At 72.0% G+C, this 17,499-nt stretch carries 18 protein-coding genes; 8 read left to right on the forward strand and 10 right to left on the reverse strand.

Annotated features, from left to right (window positions below):
- Positions 1-78 precede the first annotated feature (78 nt).
- Complete coding sequence (locus tag CRP55_RS30985) at positions 79-981, forward strand: sigma-70 family RNA polymerase sigma factor (RefSeq protein WP_097324464.1); 903 nt, start codon at positions 79-81, stop codon at positions 979-981.
- A 1-nt stretch (position 982) separates the two neighbouring features.
- On the opposite strand, the gene CRP55_RS30990 is transcribed toward CRP55_RS30985, so the two are convergent.
- The 8 genes from CRP55_RS30990 to CRP55_RS31025 form a co-directional block, all read right to left on the reverse strand.
- The gene (locus CRP55_RS30990; protein ID WP_097324467.1) at positions 983-1,717 is read right to left on the reverse strand and encodes an urease accessory protein UreD; all 735 of its coding nucleotides are present in this window, start codon (positions 1,715-1,717) and stop codon (positions 983-985) included.
- 47 nt (positions 1,718-1,764) lie between these two features.
- Entirely contained in the window at positions 1,765-2,439 is a 675-nt protein-coding gene (gene ureG, locus CRP55_RS30995; RefSeq protein WP_281260819.1) for an urease accessory protein UreG, read from the reverse strand.
- Between the two features lie 31 nt (positions 2,440-2,470).
- The gene (locus tag CRP55_RS31000) at positions 2,471-3,235 is read right to left on the reverse strand and encodes an urease accessory protein UreF (RefSeq protein WP_097324472.1); all 765 of its coding nucleotides are present in this window, start codon (positions 3,233-3,235) and stop codon (positions 2,471-2,473) included.
- Positions 3,236-3,329: 94 nt separating this feature from the next.
- The gene (locus CRP55_RS31005; protein WP_097324476.1) at positions 3,330-5,078 is read right to left on the reverse strand and encodes an urease subunit alpha; all 1,749 of its coding nucleotides are present in this window, start codon (positions 5,076-5,078) and stop codon (positions 3,330-3,332) included.
- On the reverse strand, positions 5,075-5,524 hold the full coding sequence (locus tag CRP55_RS56545; RefSeq protein WP_097324479.1) for an urease subunit beta: 450 nt from the start codon (positions 5,522-5,524) through the stop codon (positions 5,075-5,077). The genes CRP55_RS31005 and CRP55_RS56545 overlap by 4 nt, the downstream gene beginning before the upstream one ends.
- Positions 5,521-5,823 (reverse strand): urease subunit gamma, encoded by a 303-nt coding sequence (locus tag CRP55_RS31015; RefSeq protein ID WP_097324482.1) that lies wholly within the window; start codon positions 5,821-5,823, stop codon positions 5,521-5,523. The genes CRP55_RS56545 and CRP55_RS31015 overlap by 4 nt, the downstream gene beginning before the upstream one ends.
- A gap of 124 nt (positions 5,824-5,947) precedes the next feature.
- Complete coding sequence (locus CRP55_RS31020) at positions 5,948-6,328, reverse strand: RidA family protein (RefSeq protein WP_097324485.1); 381 nt, start codon at positions 6,326-6,328, stop codon at positions 5,948-5,950.
- Positions 6,328-7,536 (reverse strand): amidohydrolase family protein, encoded by a 1,209-nt coding sequence (locus CRP55_RS31025; RefSeq protein ID WP_097324488.1) that lies wholly within the window; start codon positions 7,534-7,536, stop codon positions 6,328-6,330. Before CRP55_RS31025 ends, CRP55_RS31020 begins: the two co-directional genes overlap by 1 nt.
- Before the next feature lie 19 nt (positions 7,537-7,555).
- Here CRP55_RS31025 and CRP55_RS31030 point away from each other — a divergent pair, with 19 nt between their 5' ends.
- Positions 7,556-9,103, forward strand: coding sequence for a beta-N-acetylhexosaminidase (locus tag CRP55_RS31030; protein ID WP_097324491.1), 1,548 nt, complete (start codon positions 7,556-7,558; stop codon positions 9,101-9,103).
- Positions 9,104-9,236: 133 nt separating this feature from the next.
- Positions 9,237-10,229, forward strand: a complete 993-nt coding sequence (locus tag CRP55_RS31035) for a YndJ family protein (RefSeq protein ID WP_281260820.1) — start codon at positions 9,237-9,239, stop codon at positions 10,227-10,229.
- 451 nt (positions 10,230-10,680) lie between these two features.
- On the opposite strand, the gene CRP55_RS31040 is transcribed toward CRP55_RS31035, so the two are convergent.
- Positions 10,681-11,073 carry a hypothetical protein gene (locus tag CRP55_RS31040; RefSeq protein WP_097324494.1) on the reverse strand — a complete coding sequence of 131 codons (393 nt, stop codon included), beginning with the start codon at positions 11,071-11,073 and terminating at the stop codon, positions 10,681-10,683.
- A 120-nt stretch (positions 11,074-11,193) separates the two neighbouring features.
- On the opposite strand from CRP55_RS31040, the gene CRP55_RS31045 reads away from it, so the two are divergent.
- From CRP55_RS31045 to CRP55_RS31060, 4 genes are all read left to right on the forward strand, one after another.
- Positions 11,194-11,598 carry a hemerythrin domain-containing protein gene (locus tag CRP55_RS31045; protein ID WP_245923498.1) on the forward strand — a complete coding sequence of 135 codons (405 nt, stop codon included), beginning with the start codon at positions 11,194-11,196 and terminating at the stop codon, positions 11,596-11,598.
- The gene (locus CRP55_RS31050) at positions 11,585-12,754 is read left to right on the forward strand and encodes an alanine racemase (RefSeq protein WP_097324500.1); all 1,170 of its coding nucleotides are present in this window, start codon (positions 11,585-11,587) and stop codon (positions 12,752-12,754) included. The genes CRP55_RS31045 and CRP55_RS31050 overlap by 14 nt, the downstream gene beginning before the upstream one ends.
- Before the next feature lie 4 nt (positions 12,755-12,758).
- Complete coding sequence (locus CRP55_RS31055; protein WP_097324503.1) at positions 12,759-13,535, forward strand: 2-phosphosulfolactate phosphatase; 777 nt, start codon at positions 12,759-12,761, stop codon at positions 13,533-13,535.
- An 86-nt stretch (positions 13,536-13,621) separates the two neighbouring features.
- The gene (locus tag CRP55_RS31060; protein ID WP_097324506.1) at positions 13,622-15,058 is read left to right on the forward strand and encodes an MFS transporter; all 1,437 of its coding nucleotides are present in this window, start codon (positions 13,622-13,624) and stop codon (positions 15,056-15,058) included.
- Here CRP55_RS31060 and CRP55_RS31065 read toward each other — a convergent pair.
- Positions 15,055-16,059: an aldo/keto reductase gene (locus CRP55_RS31065; RefSeq protein WP_097324509.1), complete on the reverse strand. Its 1,005-nt coding sequence runs from the start codon at positions 16,057-16,059 to the stop codon at positions 15,055-15,057. The genes CRP55_RS31060 and CRP55_RS31065 overlap by 4 nt on opposite strands.
- A 47-nt stretch (positions 16,060-16,106) precedes the next feature.
- On the opposite strand from CRP55_RS31065, the gene pdxR reads away from it, so the two are divergent.
- Positions 16,107-17,489, forward strand: coding sequence for a MocR-like pyridoxine biosynthesis transcription factor PdxR (gene pdxR, locus CRP55_RS31070; protein ID WP_097324512.1), 1,383 nt, complete (start codon positions 16,107-16,109; stop codon positions 17,487-17,489).
- Positions 17,490-17,499: the final 10 nt, after the last annotated feature.

Here is a 17,499-nt window from a genome sequence, read left to right on the forward strand (position 1 = left end):
CCTTCGCACCTTTCGTTCGTAAAAGTTCTTCTCGTCAGCCGGTTTTCACTCAACCGGTCGAATAGCGAGGAGGACCACGTGAGCGACACGACCGAACTCCCCGCCACCATCGGCACGACCCACGACGCGCCGTCCGCGCGTGACATCGAGGACCTCGTCCGCGAACACATGCCGATGGTTGGCCACTTGGTCCGGGAACTCCTGAACCGGGTACCCGGCCACGTCCACGCGGACGACCTTTCCTCCGCCGGATTCGCCGCCCTGCTCGGCGCGGCCCGGTCCTTCGACGTCACCCGCGGCATCCCGTTCCACCGCTTCGCCGCGGTACGCATCCGCGGCGCGCTCCTGGACGAGCTCCGCGGCCAGGACTGGGCCAGCCGCTCGGTGCGGGCCCGGGCCCGGCGCACCGCCGCCGCCCGGCAGGAGCTCACCGCCGCGCTCGGCCGCACACCCACCGATGCCGAGGTGGCCGAGATGCTCGGCATCGGGGTGCAGGAGCTGGCGACGGTCGAGGACGACGTGCAGAAGGCGGCGCTGCTCAGCCTCCAGGGCTTCCCCACCGGGGCGGCCGAGGAGATGGTGCCCGAGCTGTCCGAGGGCCCCGAGGACCTGCTGCTCAAAAGGGAGCGCCTCGGCTATCTGCACCAGGCGATCCAGGCCCTGCCCGAACGGCTGCGCCTGGTCGTCACGGAGTCGTTCCTGCAGGAGCAGCCGCTGAGCGACGTGGCGGCCCGCCTGGGCGTCACCGAGTCGCGCATCTCCCAGCTGCGCACGGAGGCGTTGCAGCTGCTGCGCGAGGGCCTGAACAGCTCGCTGGCCCCGGAACTGCTGACGGTGGCGGCGGGCGGACCGAGGACACGCAAGGGCTGCATGCAGAGGCGCCGGAGCGAGTACTTCGCTCGCGTCGCCCAACAGGGCAACCTGCACACGAGGCTGGCCCTGACGGACGCACACGGCGTACCGATCGCGGTAGCGGCCTGACTCAGCCGGCGGGGGTGGCCACGGCCACCCTCGCCGCGCACAGCGGATCCAGCGCCGCTCGCACCTGCCGGATGTCGGCGCCCACCGCGATGCCCACCATTCCCGGCCCGGCGAGCGGCATGAGCACGGCGTCGCCGCCCAGCACAGCCGGACCGTCCTCGGTGGTCATGACGACCGTGCCGAGCGCGCGGCCGCCGCCCAGGACGGCCGCTCCGGACCAGCCGGGAGCGGCCGGGCCGACCGCCAGGTCGTGGCGATAGAGGGTCCGGCCGGCGTAGCGGACGGTGGTCTCGGTCCGTACGTCGCCGGGGTCCTCGCCGTGCCGTCCGCAGACCAGGTCGTCGCGCCAGAGCAGGTGGCCGCCGTCGGCGACGTCGACGTGCGTGACGGTGACGTGGTCGCAGCCGGCGGCGGCGATCAGCGGTTCGGGCAGCCAGCGGAGCTCGCCGCCCTCGGCCACCGAGGCGGAGATCTCGTAGCGGGACGCGGGCAGGTGCGAGCGCCCGGGGAGCGCGAGCTGGGCCGCCACGCTGAGGACCTCCAGGGTTGCTCCGGGGCCCACGGCGATCTCCAGGCGGAGCTCGTCGCCGCGCAGCGGGCCGGCGGCGCCGCCCACGAGATGGACCCGGTGCGCTCCGGTGCGCCGAGGCAGCAGCGGAGACTCCCCGCGCAGCTCGGCCAGCCGGGTGCCGCCGCGCCCGTCGGACTCGGCGGCGACCCGGGCGAAAGCCTTCACCGTCGCCGGCCGGCGCGCTTCATCGGGCGGCCTTCATCGGGCGGCCTTCATCGGGCGGCTGGGACGCGGGCGGCGACCAGCGAGCGGATCCAGTCGGCGACCGGGGTGGCGGCGCGATCCTCGACCAAGGACAGGAAGACCGTGGGGAGCTCGCCCCGGCGGGCCTTGGCGTCGCGGTCCATCACCGAGAGGTCGGCGCTGACCAGCGGGGCCAGATCGGTCTTGTTGATGACCAGCAGGTCGGCGGTGGTGACGCCGGGGCCGCCCTTGCGGGGGACCTTGTCGCCGCCGGCCACGTCGACCACGAAGATCTGCTGGTCGATCAGGCCCTTGCTGAAGGTCGCGGTCAGGTTGTCGCCGCCGCTCTCGACCAGGACCAGGTCGAGCGGGCCCAGGGCGTCCTCCAGATCCTCGACGGCGTCCAGGTTGGCGGAGATGTCGTCGCGGATGGCCGTGTGCGGGCAGCAGCCGGTCTCGACGGCGCGGATCCGCTCGACCGGGAGGACGCCGTTGCGCTTGAGGAAGTCGGCGTCCTCGGTCGTGTAGATGTCGTTGGTGACGACGGCGAGCCGCAACTCGTCGCCGAGCGCCCGGCAGAGGGCGGCGACCAGCGCGGTCTTGCCCGACCCGACCGGCCCGCCGATGCCGATCCGCAGCGCCCGCGGCGCGTCGGGGAGCGGCAGATGCGGGTCGACGCCCGGCTCCGGGTGCGTGTGCGGCACCTCGTCGGCTTCATGCGCGTGTGTGTGCTGATCAGGATGCAAAGAGACGCACCTCCCAGGTGGCGTGGAGCTCGGCGCCGATGTCGAGCAGGGGAGCGCCCGCGGCCGGCAGTTCGTCGACCGGGTCGCCGGCCCGGGCCGCGGCCGACGCCGCCACCCGGTCACAGTCGGGGGCGAGCCGGGCCAGGAGCCCGTGCACCGCGTACGGATCGAGGCCCAGCAACCGCACCCCGGCACTGGCCGACCCGGTCACCGTGCCGTGCGCTGCGGCGACGGCGGCTTCGAGCGGCCCCAACCCGGCAGCCCGGGCCAGCACGCCGAGCGCGACCGGCTGGTGCGGTTCCCGCCCGATCTCGGGAATGGCCCACATCGCCCGCCCCGCCCGCAGCAGCGCCCGCCCCTGAGCCCGCGACGCCTTGCGGAGGGCAGGCGACGGAGTACGAGCATCGAGCCCTTGGTCCAAGTCCGAAATGTCCGGCACGAAGTAGAGGGGTGGCGTCTGGTCACCGCGCGCGGGGTGGGCTGGTTGTGGGGTGGCGCGCGGGGGGTGGGCTGGTGGGGTGGCGCGCGCGAGGTGGGCCGGTGGCGAGGTGCCGAGCGTGCGGTGGCAGGCCGCGGCGGCGAAGGCCGCGGCGACCAGGCCCGAGGTGGCCAGCTTGCCGCGGAGGAAGCCGGCCAGGCCGTCGAGGTCGCCCACCCGGCCCGCCGAGACCTGGGCCTCGAGGCCGCCGGAGTGGGCGTGGCCGCCGGAGGGCAGGCGCCCGTCGGCCAGCAGGAGCAGCGTCGCGAGGCTCACCCCACACCACCGTGGAGCTTAAATCGGGAATGCCGGATTTGGTGCGAGGGGTCTGAAGCAGCGCGCGGGGGCGGGGTGTGGGCTGGAGGCATGGTCAGAAGAGGAAGTAGCGCTGGGCCATCGGCAGCTCGGTCACCGGGTCGGGGTCGATGATGTCGCCGTCCACGCGGACCTCGAACGTGTCGGCGTCCACCTCGATGCGGGGGAGGGCGTCGTTCAGCGGCATGTCGGCCTTCGTGACCCGGCGCGTGTCGGCCACGGGGGCGAAGGCGCGCTTCACGCCCACGCGGTCGGTCAGCATCGCGTCGATGGCCGCGGGGGCCACGAAAGCCAACGACGTCTGGGCCGGGACCACGCCGTACGAGCCGAACATCGGTCGTGGCAGCATCGGCTGAGGTGTGGGAATCGAGGCGTTCGCGTCGCCCATCTGGGCGTAGGCGATCATGCCGCCCTTGATGACCAGCGCCGGCCGTACGCCGAAGAACGCGGGGTCCCAGAGGACCAGGTCGGCCAGCTTTCCCGGCTCGACCGAGCCGACCTGCTCGGCCATGCCGTGGGCGATCGCCGGGCAGATCGTGTATTTCGCGACGTAGCGGCGGGCGCGGTTGTTGTCGGCGGCCCCGTCGCCGGGAAGGGCGCCGCGGCGGGCCTTCATCACGTGGGCGGTCTGCCAGGTGCGCATGATGACCTCGCCGACGCGGCCCATGGCCTGCGAGTCGGAGCCGATCATCGAGATGGCGCCCAGGTCGTGCAGCAGGTCCTCGGCGGCCATGGTGGACGGGCGGATGCGGCTCTCGGCGAACGCCAGGTCCTCGGGCACGGCCGAGTTCAGGTGGTGGCAGACCATCAGCATGTCGAGGTGCTCGCTGAGGGTGTTGCGGGTGTACGGCCGGGTCGGGTTGGTCGACGACGGCAGGATGTTGGGCTGCCCGGCGACCGTGATGATGTCGGGCGCGTGGCCGCCGCCGGCGCCCTCGGTGTGATAGGCGTGGATCGACCGGCCGCCGATGGCGCGCAGCGTCTCCTCGACGAAGCCGGCCTCGTTCAGGGTGTCGGTGTGGATCGCCGCCTGCACGCCCGAGGCGTCGCAGACCTTCAGGCAGGCGTCGATCACCGCGGGCGTGGTGCCCCAGTCCTCGTGGAGCTTGAAACCGCCGGCGCCACCGCGCAGCTGCTCCCACATCGATTCGGCCGACGTGGTGTTGCCCTTCCCCAGGAGCAGGACATTGATGGGGTACGTGTCGATGGCCTCGAGCATGCGGGCCAGGTACCAGGCGTTCGGGGTGACCGTCGTGGCTTTGGTGCCCTCGGCCGGTCCGGTGCCACCACCGATGATCGAGGTGATGCCGGAGGCGATGGCGGTGTCCAGGACGGTCGGGCTGATCAGGTGGACGTGGCTGTCGATCGCGCCCGCCGTGAGGATCTTGCCGTTGCCGGCGATGATCTCGGTGCCGGGCCCGATGACCAGGTCGGGGTGGACGCCGTCCATGGTGTCCGGGTTGCCGGCCTTGCCGAGGGCGACGATCCGCCCGTCCCGGATGCCGATGTCGGCCTTGACGACACCCCAGTGATCGAGCACGACCGCACCGGTGATCACCGTGTCGGGTGACCCTTCGGCGCGGGTGGCCCGGGACTGCCCCATCGACTCGCGGATGACCTTGCCGCCACCGAAGACGACCTCGTCCCCGGGGTGGGGCCCGGCGCTGCGGTCCTCTTCGACCTCGATGAGCAGATTGGTGTCGGCGAGCCGGATCCGATCCCCGACGGTCGGCCCGTAGAGCGCCGCATACCGCCCACGATCGAGGCTGCTCGGCCCGTGTCCCGTCGACGCGGCGCTGGTCATCGCGAGCTCCCGTTCTCGTGCTCGCCCGACGAAGGCGATAAGTCGGGAATGTCGGAGAAGGCGGGCGGAGGGGGAGGCGCGGGCGAGGTCGCGGCGCCCTGAGGGCCGGCGGCCGCGGATCCGGTGGCGGGTGGGCCGTCGTCCAGCGGGCCGGCGGCCAGGCCTCGCAGGCCGGGGACTATGCGGGCGCCGGCCAAGGGGACCAGCGTGACGTCTCGGGGCATGCCTGGTTCGAAGCGGACCGACGTGCCGGCCGGGACGGCCAGGCGGTGGCCCCAGGCCGCTGTGCGGTCGAAGTGCAGGGCCTCGTTGGACTCGGCGAAGTGGAAGTGGGAACCGACCTGCACGGGGCGGTCGCCGGTGTTGCGGACGGTCAGGGCCAGGGGCGTACGGCCGGAATTGATCGGGATGTCGCCGTCGCCGTGGAGGATCTCGCCGGGGATCATGCGATGGGCCCGTGGACGGTGACCAGCTTCGTGCCGTCCGGGAAGGTCGCCTCGACCTGGACCTCGGGCAGCATCTCGGGCACGCCCGGCATCACGTCGTCGCGGGTGAGGACCCGCCGTCCCGCGTCCATCAGGTCGGCCACCGTGCGGCCGTCGCGGGCTCCTTCGAGCAGGAACGCCGTGATGATGGCCGTGGCCTCGGGATGGTTCAGCTTCAGGCCACGCTCGCGGCGTTTCCGCGCGACGTCCGCCGCGACGTGGATGAGCAGCCGTTCCTGCTCGTGCTGGCTGAGGAACAAGGGACCTCCCCGGTTAGCGCTCCGCGAGCTTCGCAGCCCGACGTTTCGCTCGTGTTACCCGTTCGTGGCGCGAGCCTCCATGGTGATCAAACCAGGCCCGCGCCCACGAAGTCGGTAAACGCGCTCAGGCCCCGATGTAGAGAACCGCGTCGATCTCGATGTCGAAGCCGACCAGCGGCACCGGCAGGGTGGTCCGCACCGGCGGGTTCGGGCCGGTGACGTACTCCTTGTAGATCTCGTTCATCTCGGCGAAGTCGTCGAAGTCGCGCAGGTAGACGCCGAGCCGGACGGCCTGGTCGAGGCTGCCGCCGGCCGCCTCGGCCACCGTGGCCAGGTTGCGGAACGCCGCGTGGGCCTGCTCGGCGAAACTGCCGGTGACCCGGGTGCCGTCGGCCAGCGACGGGATCGCCCCAGCCAGGTAGATGAAGTCGCCGGCGACGATCGCCTGCGAGTACGGCCCGCCGACCGGGCCCGCCTTGTCGGTGTTGACGGCGCGCTTGGGCATCAGAGGTCCCCCTCGGTGGTTCGCGGAAACTGCTCGGCCAGCCCGTCCACACCGACCAGCGGCGCGGCGAGCATCTCACGAAGATCTTGCTCCCGCCGGTCGAGGGCCGCGCGCTGGGCTCCGGTCAGCGGGACCCACGGGGCCGGTGGGTCCGGCAGTCGCGGTCGCAGCAGCCGTCCGGCCACGTAGGTCGCCGTGTTCACCAGGCGCATCGGCGCCCGCCGAACCTGGCGGTGCGAGTCGACGACCTCGTGCTCCTCATGGCGTACGTCGAAAACCGCGAGATCAGCCGGTGAGCCCGGCGTGAGAGTGCCGCCCGGCAGGCCCAGAATCTCGGCCGGCCGGGTGGTCGCCATCGCGAGCACGTCGGGCAGGGCCATGCCGACCGCGAGCATCTTGGCCATCGTGGTCGGCAGGTCGAAGACGGGCCCGTGCAGCGACCGGCAGTGCAGGTCGGTCGAGACGGTGTCGGGGATGATGCCGGCGTCGAGCTGCCGTTCCAGCACGTCGAAGGCGAACCCGCCCGAGCCGTGCCCGATGTCGAACCGGACCTCCCGCGCGAAGGCCGCCTTGACCGCCGGCCCGAGCGGCTCGGCGATCCCGCTGGAGCAGTGGGTCACGATGTCGCCCGGCCGCAGCAGGTCGAGCACGTCGTCCAGCCGCGGCGGTGTGGTCCCGATGTGGACCATGACCGGCACTTTGCACCGCTCACCGACGGCCAGCGCCCGCCGCAACGGCTCGACCCCGTTGTCGCCCACGGTGTCGCGGTCGACGCGCACCTTGACGCCGCGGATGACCTCGCGGTGCGCCTGCACCGTGTCGACGGCCAGTTCGACGTCGCAGTTGTCCAGGTCACGACCTTCGCCCGTACGCCCGGAGAGCCCCACCGCCGAGATGTTCAGGAGCGCGGGGACACGTACGTCCCGAACCTTGGTCGTCAGATCGGCCAATGTGTAGGCGCCCGCCGATCCCGCGTCGACCCACGTCGTCACACCCGTGTACCAGGCCACCGCGTCCGGGGAGATCCCCCAATATCCGGGCCCGGAATGGGTGTGCATATCGATCAGTCCCGGCGTGACCAGCTTGCCTCCGACGTCCACAATCGTGCGGGCATGGCGCGGCAGGTTGGTGCCCACCGCCGCGATCACCCCGTTGGTCACCGCCACATCGAACGGCTCGCCCCCGCTCAGGAGCAGGTCGTACGTCACTCGCATACTGTAATAAGCGATGATTCCGCAGCCGGTGTCTATCACCCGTAACGACGGCTTCTTCCACCTAAATCCGGCCGTTCCGCTGGACGCCGATCCGGGTTCGGAGGGCGTGGCCACCTGGCTTCGCAACGCTCTGCGCTGCCCACTCCCTCCTGGGCGGGGCGGTGTCACGCTGCGCGTCGACCCTTCAAAGCCGATTGAGGGGTACGCCCTGACGTGCGCCCCGGCCTCATTGGAGATCACCGGCGGATCGGCGGCGGGCGTGTTCCGGGGCGCGCAGACCCTGCGGCAGTTGCTTCCGCCGGCGGCACTGCGCCGGGCCGGCGCCGTGGACTGGAACGTTCCAGCGGTGACCATCACCGACCAGCCGAGGTTCGCGTGGCGGGGCGTGATGCTCGACGTGGCCCGCCACTTCATGCCGGTGGCGGACGTGCTGCGCTTCCTCGACCTGGCCGCGTTCCACAAGCTGAACGTCCTGCACCTGCACCTGACCGACGACCAGGGCTGGCGTGTCGAGATCCCCGGCTGGCCCCGCCTCACGTCGGTCGGCGCCTGGCGCCCGTCGTCGATGCTGGGCGCCCGGGTCCACGCCCGCGACGACGGCCGCCCGCACGGCGGCTTCTACACGACGGACGACCTGCGCGAGATCGTGGCCTACGCGGCGTCGCTGCACATGACGGTCGTCCCCGAGGTCGACATGCCCGGCCACATGCAGGCCGCCGTGGCCGCGTACCCCGAGCTGGGAAACGGTTTCCGGGGAGGCGTCCGCACCACGTGGGGCATCTCCTCCCACGTGCTGAACCTGGGCGACGAGGCGATGGCCTTCTGCCGCGCCGTCCTGGACCACGTGTGCGACGTCTTCCCGTCCGAGCTGATCGGCATAGGCGGCGACGAGTGCCCACCGGACGAGTGGGAGGGCCTGGGCTTGTCCGGCGCCCAGCCGTGGTTCACCGCCCAGATGGCCGAGCATCTGGCATCCCGCGGCCGGCGCCTCTACGGCTGGGACGAGATCCTCACCGGCGGCGCCCCACCGGGCGCGGTGGTGGCGGCTTGGCGCGGCCCGCGGCCGACCACGGTCGCGGCCCGGCTGGGCCACGACGTCGTCTCCTGCCCCGACATCGCGGTCTACCTGGACTACCGCCAGTCCGACGACCCGGGCGAGCCGACCCCGGTCGGCACGTTGCTGACGCTGGAGGACGTCTACCGCTTCCAGCCGGTCCCGCCAGGCCTGACACCCGAGGAGGCCGCCCACGTCCTGGGCGGCCAGGCCAACGTCTGGACGGAACACATGGAGAACGCCCGGCGGGTGGACTACATGACGTATCCCCGCCTGTGTGCCCTGGCCGAGGCGGTCTGGGATCCACCGGGCCGCTCGTACGAGTCCTTCATGACCCGCCTGCCCGAGCATTTGTCCCGCTTGGACGCCTTGGGCGTCAACTATCGCCCCCTCACCGGCCCACGGCCGTGGGACGCCCGCCCCGACGCCCCCGGCAACCCGCAAACCCTCCCCGGCCGCCTGGCCCAACTGGCCGAGATGACGGCCAACCTCCCGAAGACTGACTGACACGCGTTCCGTTTCCACCACTCGGCGAGAGCCGCGCGCCCTCCTGAACCCTCAACAGTCCCGCCGCGCCGGTCTGGCGAAGCTGGTGGTGCCGCTCTATAGTTGAACGCGTTCAACAAAATGGGAGGCCGTTGTGTGGGCCCTGGTCAACGCACTTATCACGATCGGCATGCTGATCGTCGTGCCGGTAGGCCTTCGCCTCGTCGGCCTGGGCGGCGCGGTCACGCGGTTCTGGCCCATCGCGGCCCTGGCCGGCGCATCGAGTCTGTGGCTGCCGCGCGGGGCGGCGGCGACGGGACTTGCGGTCGTCTACGCGCTCGCGGCGTCAGCGCTCGCTCTTCAGGCCATCCGACCGCAGCCGGCGCGCCGGGAACGGACGCGGCGTGGGTGGGCAGAACCGATAGCCCGGGCGCGGCCGGCATGGGGAGAGCCGACGGCCCGGGTGCGGCTTGCCTTGGCGAAGTCGACTGCCTGGATGGGACCCGGGTTGGGGGATGCGGCTGTCCGGGCGCGGTTCGGATGGCGGGAGCGGATTGCTCTGGGGACCGCGCTGGCCGGGCCGGTGATCGCGGGTGGGGCGCTGGTGGCCGAGCGGGGCGGATATCGGCTGTTCGGTTTTGAGCTTGGGGTGTTGACGCTGACCGTGGCGCACTTCCACTTCGCCGGGTTCGCCGCCGCGCTGATCGCCGGGCTGCACCGGCGGCTGGCGCCCGGGCGGCTCGCCGATGCGGCCGTGCTCACCGTTCCGGCCGGCACGCTGCTGGTGTTGGCCGGCTATTTCACCAGCGAGTTCGTCGAGCTTGCGGGTGCTCTCGTCCTCACCGCCGGCATGTGGGCCATGGGCTGGTCCACCTGGCGCCACGCTCGTACCCAGGTGGCCGACCGCCTCACCGCCGGGCTGCTGGCCACCTCCGCCCTGGTCCTGGCCGTTTCGATGGTGCTTGCCGTGAGCTGGGCCCTGGGCGAAGCCACCGGCCTGCCTCACCCGTCCCTGGCCTGGATGGCCGCCACCCACGGCGTGGCCAACGCCCTCGGCTTCGCCGTCTGCGGCCTCGCCGCCTACACCCGCCTGCGCCTGGCGGCCGGCCCGGACGGCGTCCCTCCGCGAATGCTCGCCCGCAGCTGACTCCGCAGAGGGCAACGCGCAGCAAGTGGGACATCGGCACGCGGGGTGAGGGCGGGGGTGGTGAAGGGAGGCACGCGGGTCGGGGAGGAGCGGTCAAGGAAGCGCCGCAAGCAAAGGAGGTGCGGCCCGGGAAGGCGAGGGAAGGAGGCGCAGCCGGGAGGGCGTGAGGGGAGGGTGCGGCCCGGGGGCGAGGGACGGGGCGCAACGGAGAGGGCGCGAGGGAACGGTGCGGCCAAGGGAGTGCGGATGACGAGGGGCTCGGCCGAGGAGGAGCGCGGGTGAGGAAGAGCCTGGGCGAGAGGGCGGGCCCCGTCAAGGGATCGGCGGGGTGAGCGGGTGGAGCCGGCCTGGGAAAAGCGCCGGTGAATAAGGGCGAGCGGGTAGCTACAGGCTCATCCAGCAGAAGAGGGAGTCGCCTGAGTTGCGGGCTCGGGTGGCCAAGGCGGACAAATCAGTGATGAGCTGGGCGAAGTAGTGCTGGTCGGTGTTCGGGTGGAGTTCTTCGATGGTGGAACCACCGGGCGGCCAGGGAAGGGACTCGGGCGGGGTCGAGCGAGGCCAGGGTGTCCCGGGTTTCGTTGTCGAGGATCGTCGTCCAAGGGCCCTCGTGGGACGTGTCCTGTTCGCCGCCCTCGGGCCAGATCAGACGGTCGTCGACGATGCGCGGGTGCCAGGGCTCGTCGCGGATGAAGCCGATGAGCTGGCCGAGGACGACTGTGGGATCGATGCCCTTGGCCTCGACGGTGTCGTAGACGGTCGTGAGCGGTCCGCCCTCGTCCATCGTCAGCTCCTGCTGGACAGCGGCGGCTGAGGGGGCGCGGAAGTAGTCGGTCAGAACACCCATGCCGAGAGCACACCACACGGGTGTGACAAGAATCGTTGGTAGGGTGAGGGCAGCGTCGCGGTGCGCCCGGCAAAGAGACCGCCGTGGGCATGGAGGCGCCGGACCATGGGATCAACCTCCGTGGACAATGTGGACTCCTTGAAGGCGTACGGCAATCGGCTCATCGCCTGTCATCACCACCTGCTCGAGATGATCGACGACTTGCGCGAGGGCGGGGGCGACGGCCTTGCCTTCTGCGCCGCTCTCACGCGGCATCACACCGGCGAGGACGCGACCGTCTTTCCGTTGCTCGCCGCGAAGTATGCCTCGGAGCATCCGGATCTTCGGGGATTCCTCGACAGCCTGGCGCGTGATCACGAGATCATCGCGGGGATGCTGAAGGACGACATGACGCGCGAGGAGCTGGACGGGCTCACCGCCGTACTGGAAACGCATTTCATCGGGGAGGAGAAGCGCCTGGTCGCCCTGTTGAACGCGCTCGCGCCGACCCCACGACTGGACGGGGGTTTCGGTGAGGGTTCCTGAGGTCACGGTCGACTGGCGCAGCAAGGGCTTCTGGCTGCCGGACGGGGCGCGGAGCGCGGCCGGCATCGCGCGGGAGCGGCCGGGGCTGTTCGACGGGCTGCTCACCTGGCCGGTCCTGGTGCTGCGCCGGGCGGCGGCCGAGGCCAACATCGCGACCATGGCCGCCTACTGCCGGCGGCACGGCTGGGATTTCGCGCCGCACGCCAAGACGACCATGGCGCCGGGGCTGCTCAAAGCCCAGCTCGACGCCGGGGCCTGGGGCATGACGGTGGCCACCGCCAACCAGGCCCTCGTGCTGCGGCGGCTCGGTGTCCAGCGGATTCTCATCGCCAACGAGGTGCTCGACCCGGTCGCCCTGCGGTGGCTGGCCGGCGAGCCGGACATCTATTTCCAGGTCGACTCCCTGGAAGGGGTCCGGGCCGCGAAGGGCAAGGTTCTGGTCGAGCTGGGTCACGCACACGGCCGTACGGGGGTGAGGTCGCTCGACGAGCTCGAGGCGGTCGCCCGCGCCGCCGTGGCCGCGGACGGCCTCGAGCTGGTGGGCGTGACCGCGTACGAGGGTCAGCTGAAAGCCCAGCAGGAGGTGGACGACTTCCTCGACCTGCTCGTCGCCGGGGTCGACCGGCTGGCGAAGGAAGGCCTGCTACCGGCCGAGCCGATCGTGTCGGCCGGTGGCAGCGCCTGGTTCGACCGCGTGATCGACCGGCTGGCCGGCGTCAAAAACACCCGCCTCGTGCTGCGCAGCGGCGCCTCGGTCACCCACGACGACGGCTTCTACCGGGAGCGCACCCCGTTCCTGCGCGTGCCCGCCGAGGGGCCGCTCGCGGCCGCCCTGGAGATCTGGGCCCAGGTCACCTCCACCCCGGAGCCGGGGCTGGCCCTGGTCGGCATGGGCAAGCGGGATGCCCCGTTCGACGAAGGGCTGCCGGTACCGATGGAGATCCGACGGGTGGACGGGTCGTACGCCGCCACGACCGGTATCGAGGTCACGAAGCTCAATGACCACCACACTTATATGGCCGCGGAAAATCTAGTGCCCGGCGATCTCATCCGGTTCGGGATTTCCCATCCCTGCACGGCTTTCGACAAATGGCGGCACATCCCGGTCATCGACGAGGATCGACGAGTGGTGGACGTCCTGGAGACCTATTTTTAGCGGAATGAAGACTTCGGACGGGCAAGGCGGCTACCGGGTTCGGTTCGACTGGGGGCCGGTGGGCGCGGACGCCGTGGCGCCCGACGTGGCGTTCGTGGCGGTGGTCGACGTGCTGTCGTTCACGACGACGCTGACCGTGGCGGTGGAGCAGGGCATCAGCGTGCTGCCCTACCGCTGGCGGGACGACTCGGCGGTGGCGGTGGCCCGGCGCAACGGTGCGGCGCTGGCCGTCTTCCGGTCGCAGGCGGGCCCGGGGCAGATCACGTTGTCGCCGGAGAGCATCCTGCGGACCGACCTGAAGGCAGCCAAGATCGACCGGCTGGTGCTGCCGTCGCCCAACGGGTCGGCCATCTCGGCGCGGATGGCCGACGCCGGCGCGACGGTGATCGGCGTCTGCCTGCGCAACGCGGCCGCGGCCGCCGAGTGGGTGCGGCTGCGCTGCGGTGACCGGCCGGTGGCGGTGGTGGCGGCGGGGGAGCGGTGGCCGGACGGGTCGCTGCGCCCGGCGGTCGAGGACCTGTGGGGTGCCGGGGCGTTCCTCGACGGTCTCAAGCAGGAGGGCCTGTCGCCCGAGGCGGCCACCGCCGTGGCCGCCTACCGCGGGGTGGCCGACCGGCTGGGCGAGGAGCTGCACGAGTCGGTGAGCGGACGGGAGTTGCGCAACAACGGCTTCGAGGGTGATGTGACGGTGGCGGCGTCCGTCGGGGCCAGCAAGGTCGTGCCGGTTTTGCGCGAAGGCTGGTTCGTCGACGGAGGATCTGACCTGGAAGCCGACGGGTAAAGAAGGAAAGCGGCGGCAAACCCCGTCTGAGGCGGGGAAAAGTAAATGAGCGGGTCACCGTTGGGGGGACGAAAGGAACCCCTGTAATGCGTAAATGGTGGCCCCTGGTGACCGTCTGCCTCGGCACCTTCATGCTGCTCATCGACGTGACCATCGTGAACGTGGCCCTGCCCCGGATGGCCGCCGACCTGCACTCCACGTTCGGCAACCTCCAGTGGGTGATCGACGGCTACGCGCTGGCGCTGGCCGTCCTGCTGCTCGGCGCCGGCGCCCTGGCCGACCGGATCGGGCACCGCCGGCTCTACGCGGCCGGCCTGGCCGTGTTCGCCCTGTCCTCGCTCGCCTGCGGCCTGGCCACCAGCGACGGCTTCCTGATCGCGGCCCGGGTCGTGCAGGGCGCCGGCGCGGCGGCCATGTTCACCACCACGTTCGCCCTGCTCAACAGCGCCTACCAGGGCCGGGAGCGCGGCGTCGCGTACGGCGTCTGGGGTGGCGTCTCGGGCGCCGCCGCGGCCATCGGCCCGGTGCTCGGCGGCCTGCTCACCGACGCCCTGAACTGGCGCTGGATCTTCCTGGTGAACCTGCCGATCAGCATCGCCGCGCTGCTGCTGTGCAGGTTCGTGCTCCGCCCCGACGGCGCCGGCCGCCAGGGCCGCTTCGACTTCGCCGGCACCGCCGCCTTCACGGTCGCCGCGACCGCGCTGACCCTGACGGTGATCCGGGCCAACGAGCACGGCTGGTCGTGGTGGCTGTTCGCGGTGGCCGTGGTCGCCCTGGCCGGCTTCGTGGCGATCGAGCTGCGCAGCCCGCACGCCATGTTCGACCTGCGGCTGCTGCGCAACCGGTCGTTCGCCGGCATCCTGATCGCCGCCCTGCTGGTCAACTTCGCCGGGTTCGCGATCCTCACGTACACCTCGATCTGGCTCCAGTCGCTGGTCGGGCTGACGCCGTTGCAGGCCGGCCTGACCGCCCTGCCGATGGGCCTTCTGTCGCTGGTGGTCTCCGGCGTCGCCGGGGCCAAGCTGCACGGCCGTTCGCCGCGCGTGCTGATCGGCACCGGCATGCTGCTGATCGCGGCCGGGGCCGCCCTGGGCGCCATCCTGCTCGACCAGGGCTCGAGCTGGCCGGCCCTGCTGCCCGGTTACGCGCTGGTCGGCCTGGGCGTGGGCCTGGTCATGCCCAACCTGGCCGAGTCGGGCATGGCCGCCGTTCCCCCGCACCGGGGTGGCATGGCGGCCGGCGCGCTCAACACGGCGCGGCAGCTCGGTTACGCGATCGGTGTGGCCGCGGTGGGCGCCATCTTCCTGTCCCGCGCCACGTCCTCGCTCGGCGGTGACTCGGCCGCCGCGCACGCTCTGGCGTCGGGCCGCGGCGGCTCCCCCGCGGCCGCCGCGGCCGGTCTGGACGCCGGCTTCTGGCTTTCGGCCGGGGTCGGGCTGGTCGGTGCGCTCGCGGTCTTCTTGCTCGTACGGCCGGTGAAGCGCACCCAGGCGCAGCGGCCCGAACCGGCGTCCGTGTCTTAGCCCAGCGTGCGGTTGCTGCCGGCCAGGACGTCGTACGGATAAGGCAAGGGGCTCGTCTCGGTGACCGCCGTGAGCCGGCCGGTGAGGGCGGGATCGAGATCCCACCCGGCGGCGCCGAGATTGGCCTCCAGCTGCTCCAGGTCGCGGGCCCCGATGATGGGCGCCGTGACCGTGGGCCGCTGGAGCAGCCAGTTCAGCGCGACCTGAGCCTGGGTCCTCCCGGCGTCACGGGCCACCGCGGCCAGCTCGTCGAGGACCCGCCACGTGCGGTCGTTGTCGTAGACGGCCCAGCGCTCGCCCCAGTTCTCGGTCTCGGCCTGGCCCAGCCTGCTGCCTTTCTCAAACGTGCCGCCGCGCACATATCGCCCGGTCAGCCAGCCGCCGCGCAGCGGGCTCCACGGCAGCACGCCGAGCCCCTCCGCGGCGGCCTGCGGCCCGAGCTCCCACTCGAACTCGCGGTCGAGCAGGTTGTACCGGGGCTGGACGGCCACGAACGGCTCCCAGCCGCGCTTGTCGGCCACCCCGAGCGCCTTCTGGATCTGCCAGGCGGCCCAGTTGCTGACCGCCAGATAGCGCACCTTGCCGCTGGTCACCAGCAGGTCGAGGGTGCGCACGGTCTCCTCGACCGGCGCCGCCGGGTCCCAGCCGTGCACGTGGTAGAGGTCGATGTGGTCGGTGTCGAGCCGCCGCAGGCTGCCGTCGACGGCGTCCAGGATGTGCTTGCGGCCGAGGCCCTCGCGGTTGCCGCCGGGACCCCACCGCACCTTGGTGGAGATCACCCAGTCGGCCCGGTCCTGGCCCTTGAGCCAGCGGCCGACGATCTCCTCCGACCGCCCGGCCGAGTAGGCGTCGGAGGTGTCGAGGAACGTGCCGCCGGCCTCGGCGAACCGGTCGAGCATGCGGACGCTGAGCTCCTCGCTGCTCTCGCGGCCGAAGGTCATGGCGCCGAGGCAGAGCTCACTGACGGCCAGCGACGTGCGGCCCAGGAATCGATAACGCATGATGGCGACCCTACGCGCGGATCGGTCTGCCCGTACGATCCGATTCGATGGCCGAATCCCGTACCAATTTCGCCTGGGAAACGCTCCTCGACCTCTCGCGCCCGGGCCCGAGGCATGTCGCGCTGGCCGGGGCGCTGCGCGAGGCGATCCGGTCCGGCCGCATCGGCACCGGCGCCGCGCTGCCGCCGAGCCGCGTGCTGGCCACCTCGCTCGGCTGTTCGCGCTGGGTCGTCACGCAGGCTTACGCGCAGCTCACGACCGAGGGTTATCTGCACGGTCGCACCGGCTCGGCCACGCGGGTGCGATGGTCTCCCGGCGGTTCGCCGCCGGCCTCCGCGTCGATGAGCGCGTTTTCGCAACCCCGCTTCGATCTTGCGCCCGGTTTGCCGGATCTGCGGTTCTTTCCGCGCCGTCAGTGGGCGGATGCCCTGTCGCGCGCGGCGGCCGCGACTGAACTGGGCTTTCCGCCGCCGGCCGGGGTGCAGATCTTGCGGTCCGTCCTGGCCGACTATCTGACCCGGGCCCGAGGTGCCGTGGCCACCACCGACTCGGTGATCGTCTGCGGCGGCATCCGGGACGCCGTCGGCCGCTTTTGCCGCGCTCTCGCCGCCGAGGGCCATCGCGCGATAGCGGTCGAGGATCCGGGCTGGGGCGCGTTGCGCGAGGTGGCCACGGCCTCGGGCCTTCGGCCCTGGCCGGTTCCGGTCGACGCCGGCGGCTTGCGGGTGGCCGAGCTTCCTTCTTCGGGTGTACGGGCGGCGCTGCTGTCCCCGGCACACCAGTTCCCGACCGGGGTGGTGCTCGCCCCGGAACGCCGGGCCGCCCTGATCGACTGGGCCCGGGCGGTCGACGGCGTGATCGTGGAGGACGAGTACGACAGCGAGTTCCGCTACGACCGCAAGCCCGTCGGCTGCCTTCAGGGCCTCGACCCCGAGCGGGTGGTGCTGGCCGGCTCGGCCCACAAGACCCTGGCCCCGGCCGTCGGCCTCGGCTGGGCGGTGACGCCGGCCCGCTGGCGCGCGGCGATGGCGGCCGGCGCCGGGCCGCCCGCGATCGACCAGGCCGCCTTCGCCTCGTTCGTGGCCGCCGGCCGCTACGACCGCCATCTGCACCGGGCCCGCCAGCGCTACCGGGCCCGCCGCGACCTGCTGATGGCCGCCCTGGCCCGGCACCTGCCGGCGGCGACCACCCAGGGCGTCGCCGCCGGACTGCACGTGGTCTGCTCCTGGTCCGGCCTCGACGAGAGCGCGGTGGCCGTGGCGGCGCGGGGGGCCGGGGTCGACGTGATGACGCTGGCCGACTACCGGGTCGCGCCCGGTCCGCCCGGCCTGGTCCTCGGCTACGGCAACATCAGCGACGCGAGCCTGTCGGCCGCGGTGGCGACGCTGGCCGCCTATTCTGGAATGCATCACCCGAAAAGCACCTTTTAGCCTGTTAGGA

This window comes from Paractinoplanes atraurantiacus (assembly GCF_900215205.1).
In the GTDB taxonomy this organism is placed as follows: domain Bacteria; phylum Actinomycetota; class Actinomycetes; order Mycobacteriales; family Micromonosporaceae; genus Actinoplanes; species Actinoplanes atraurantiacus.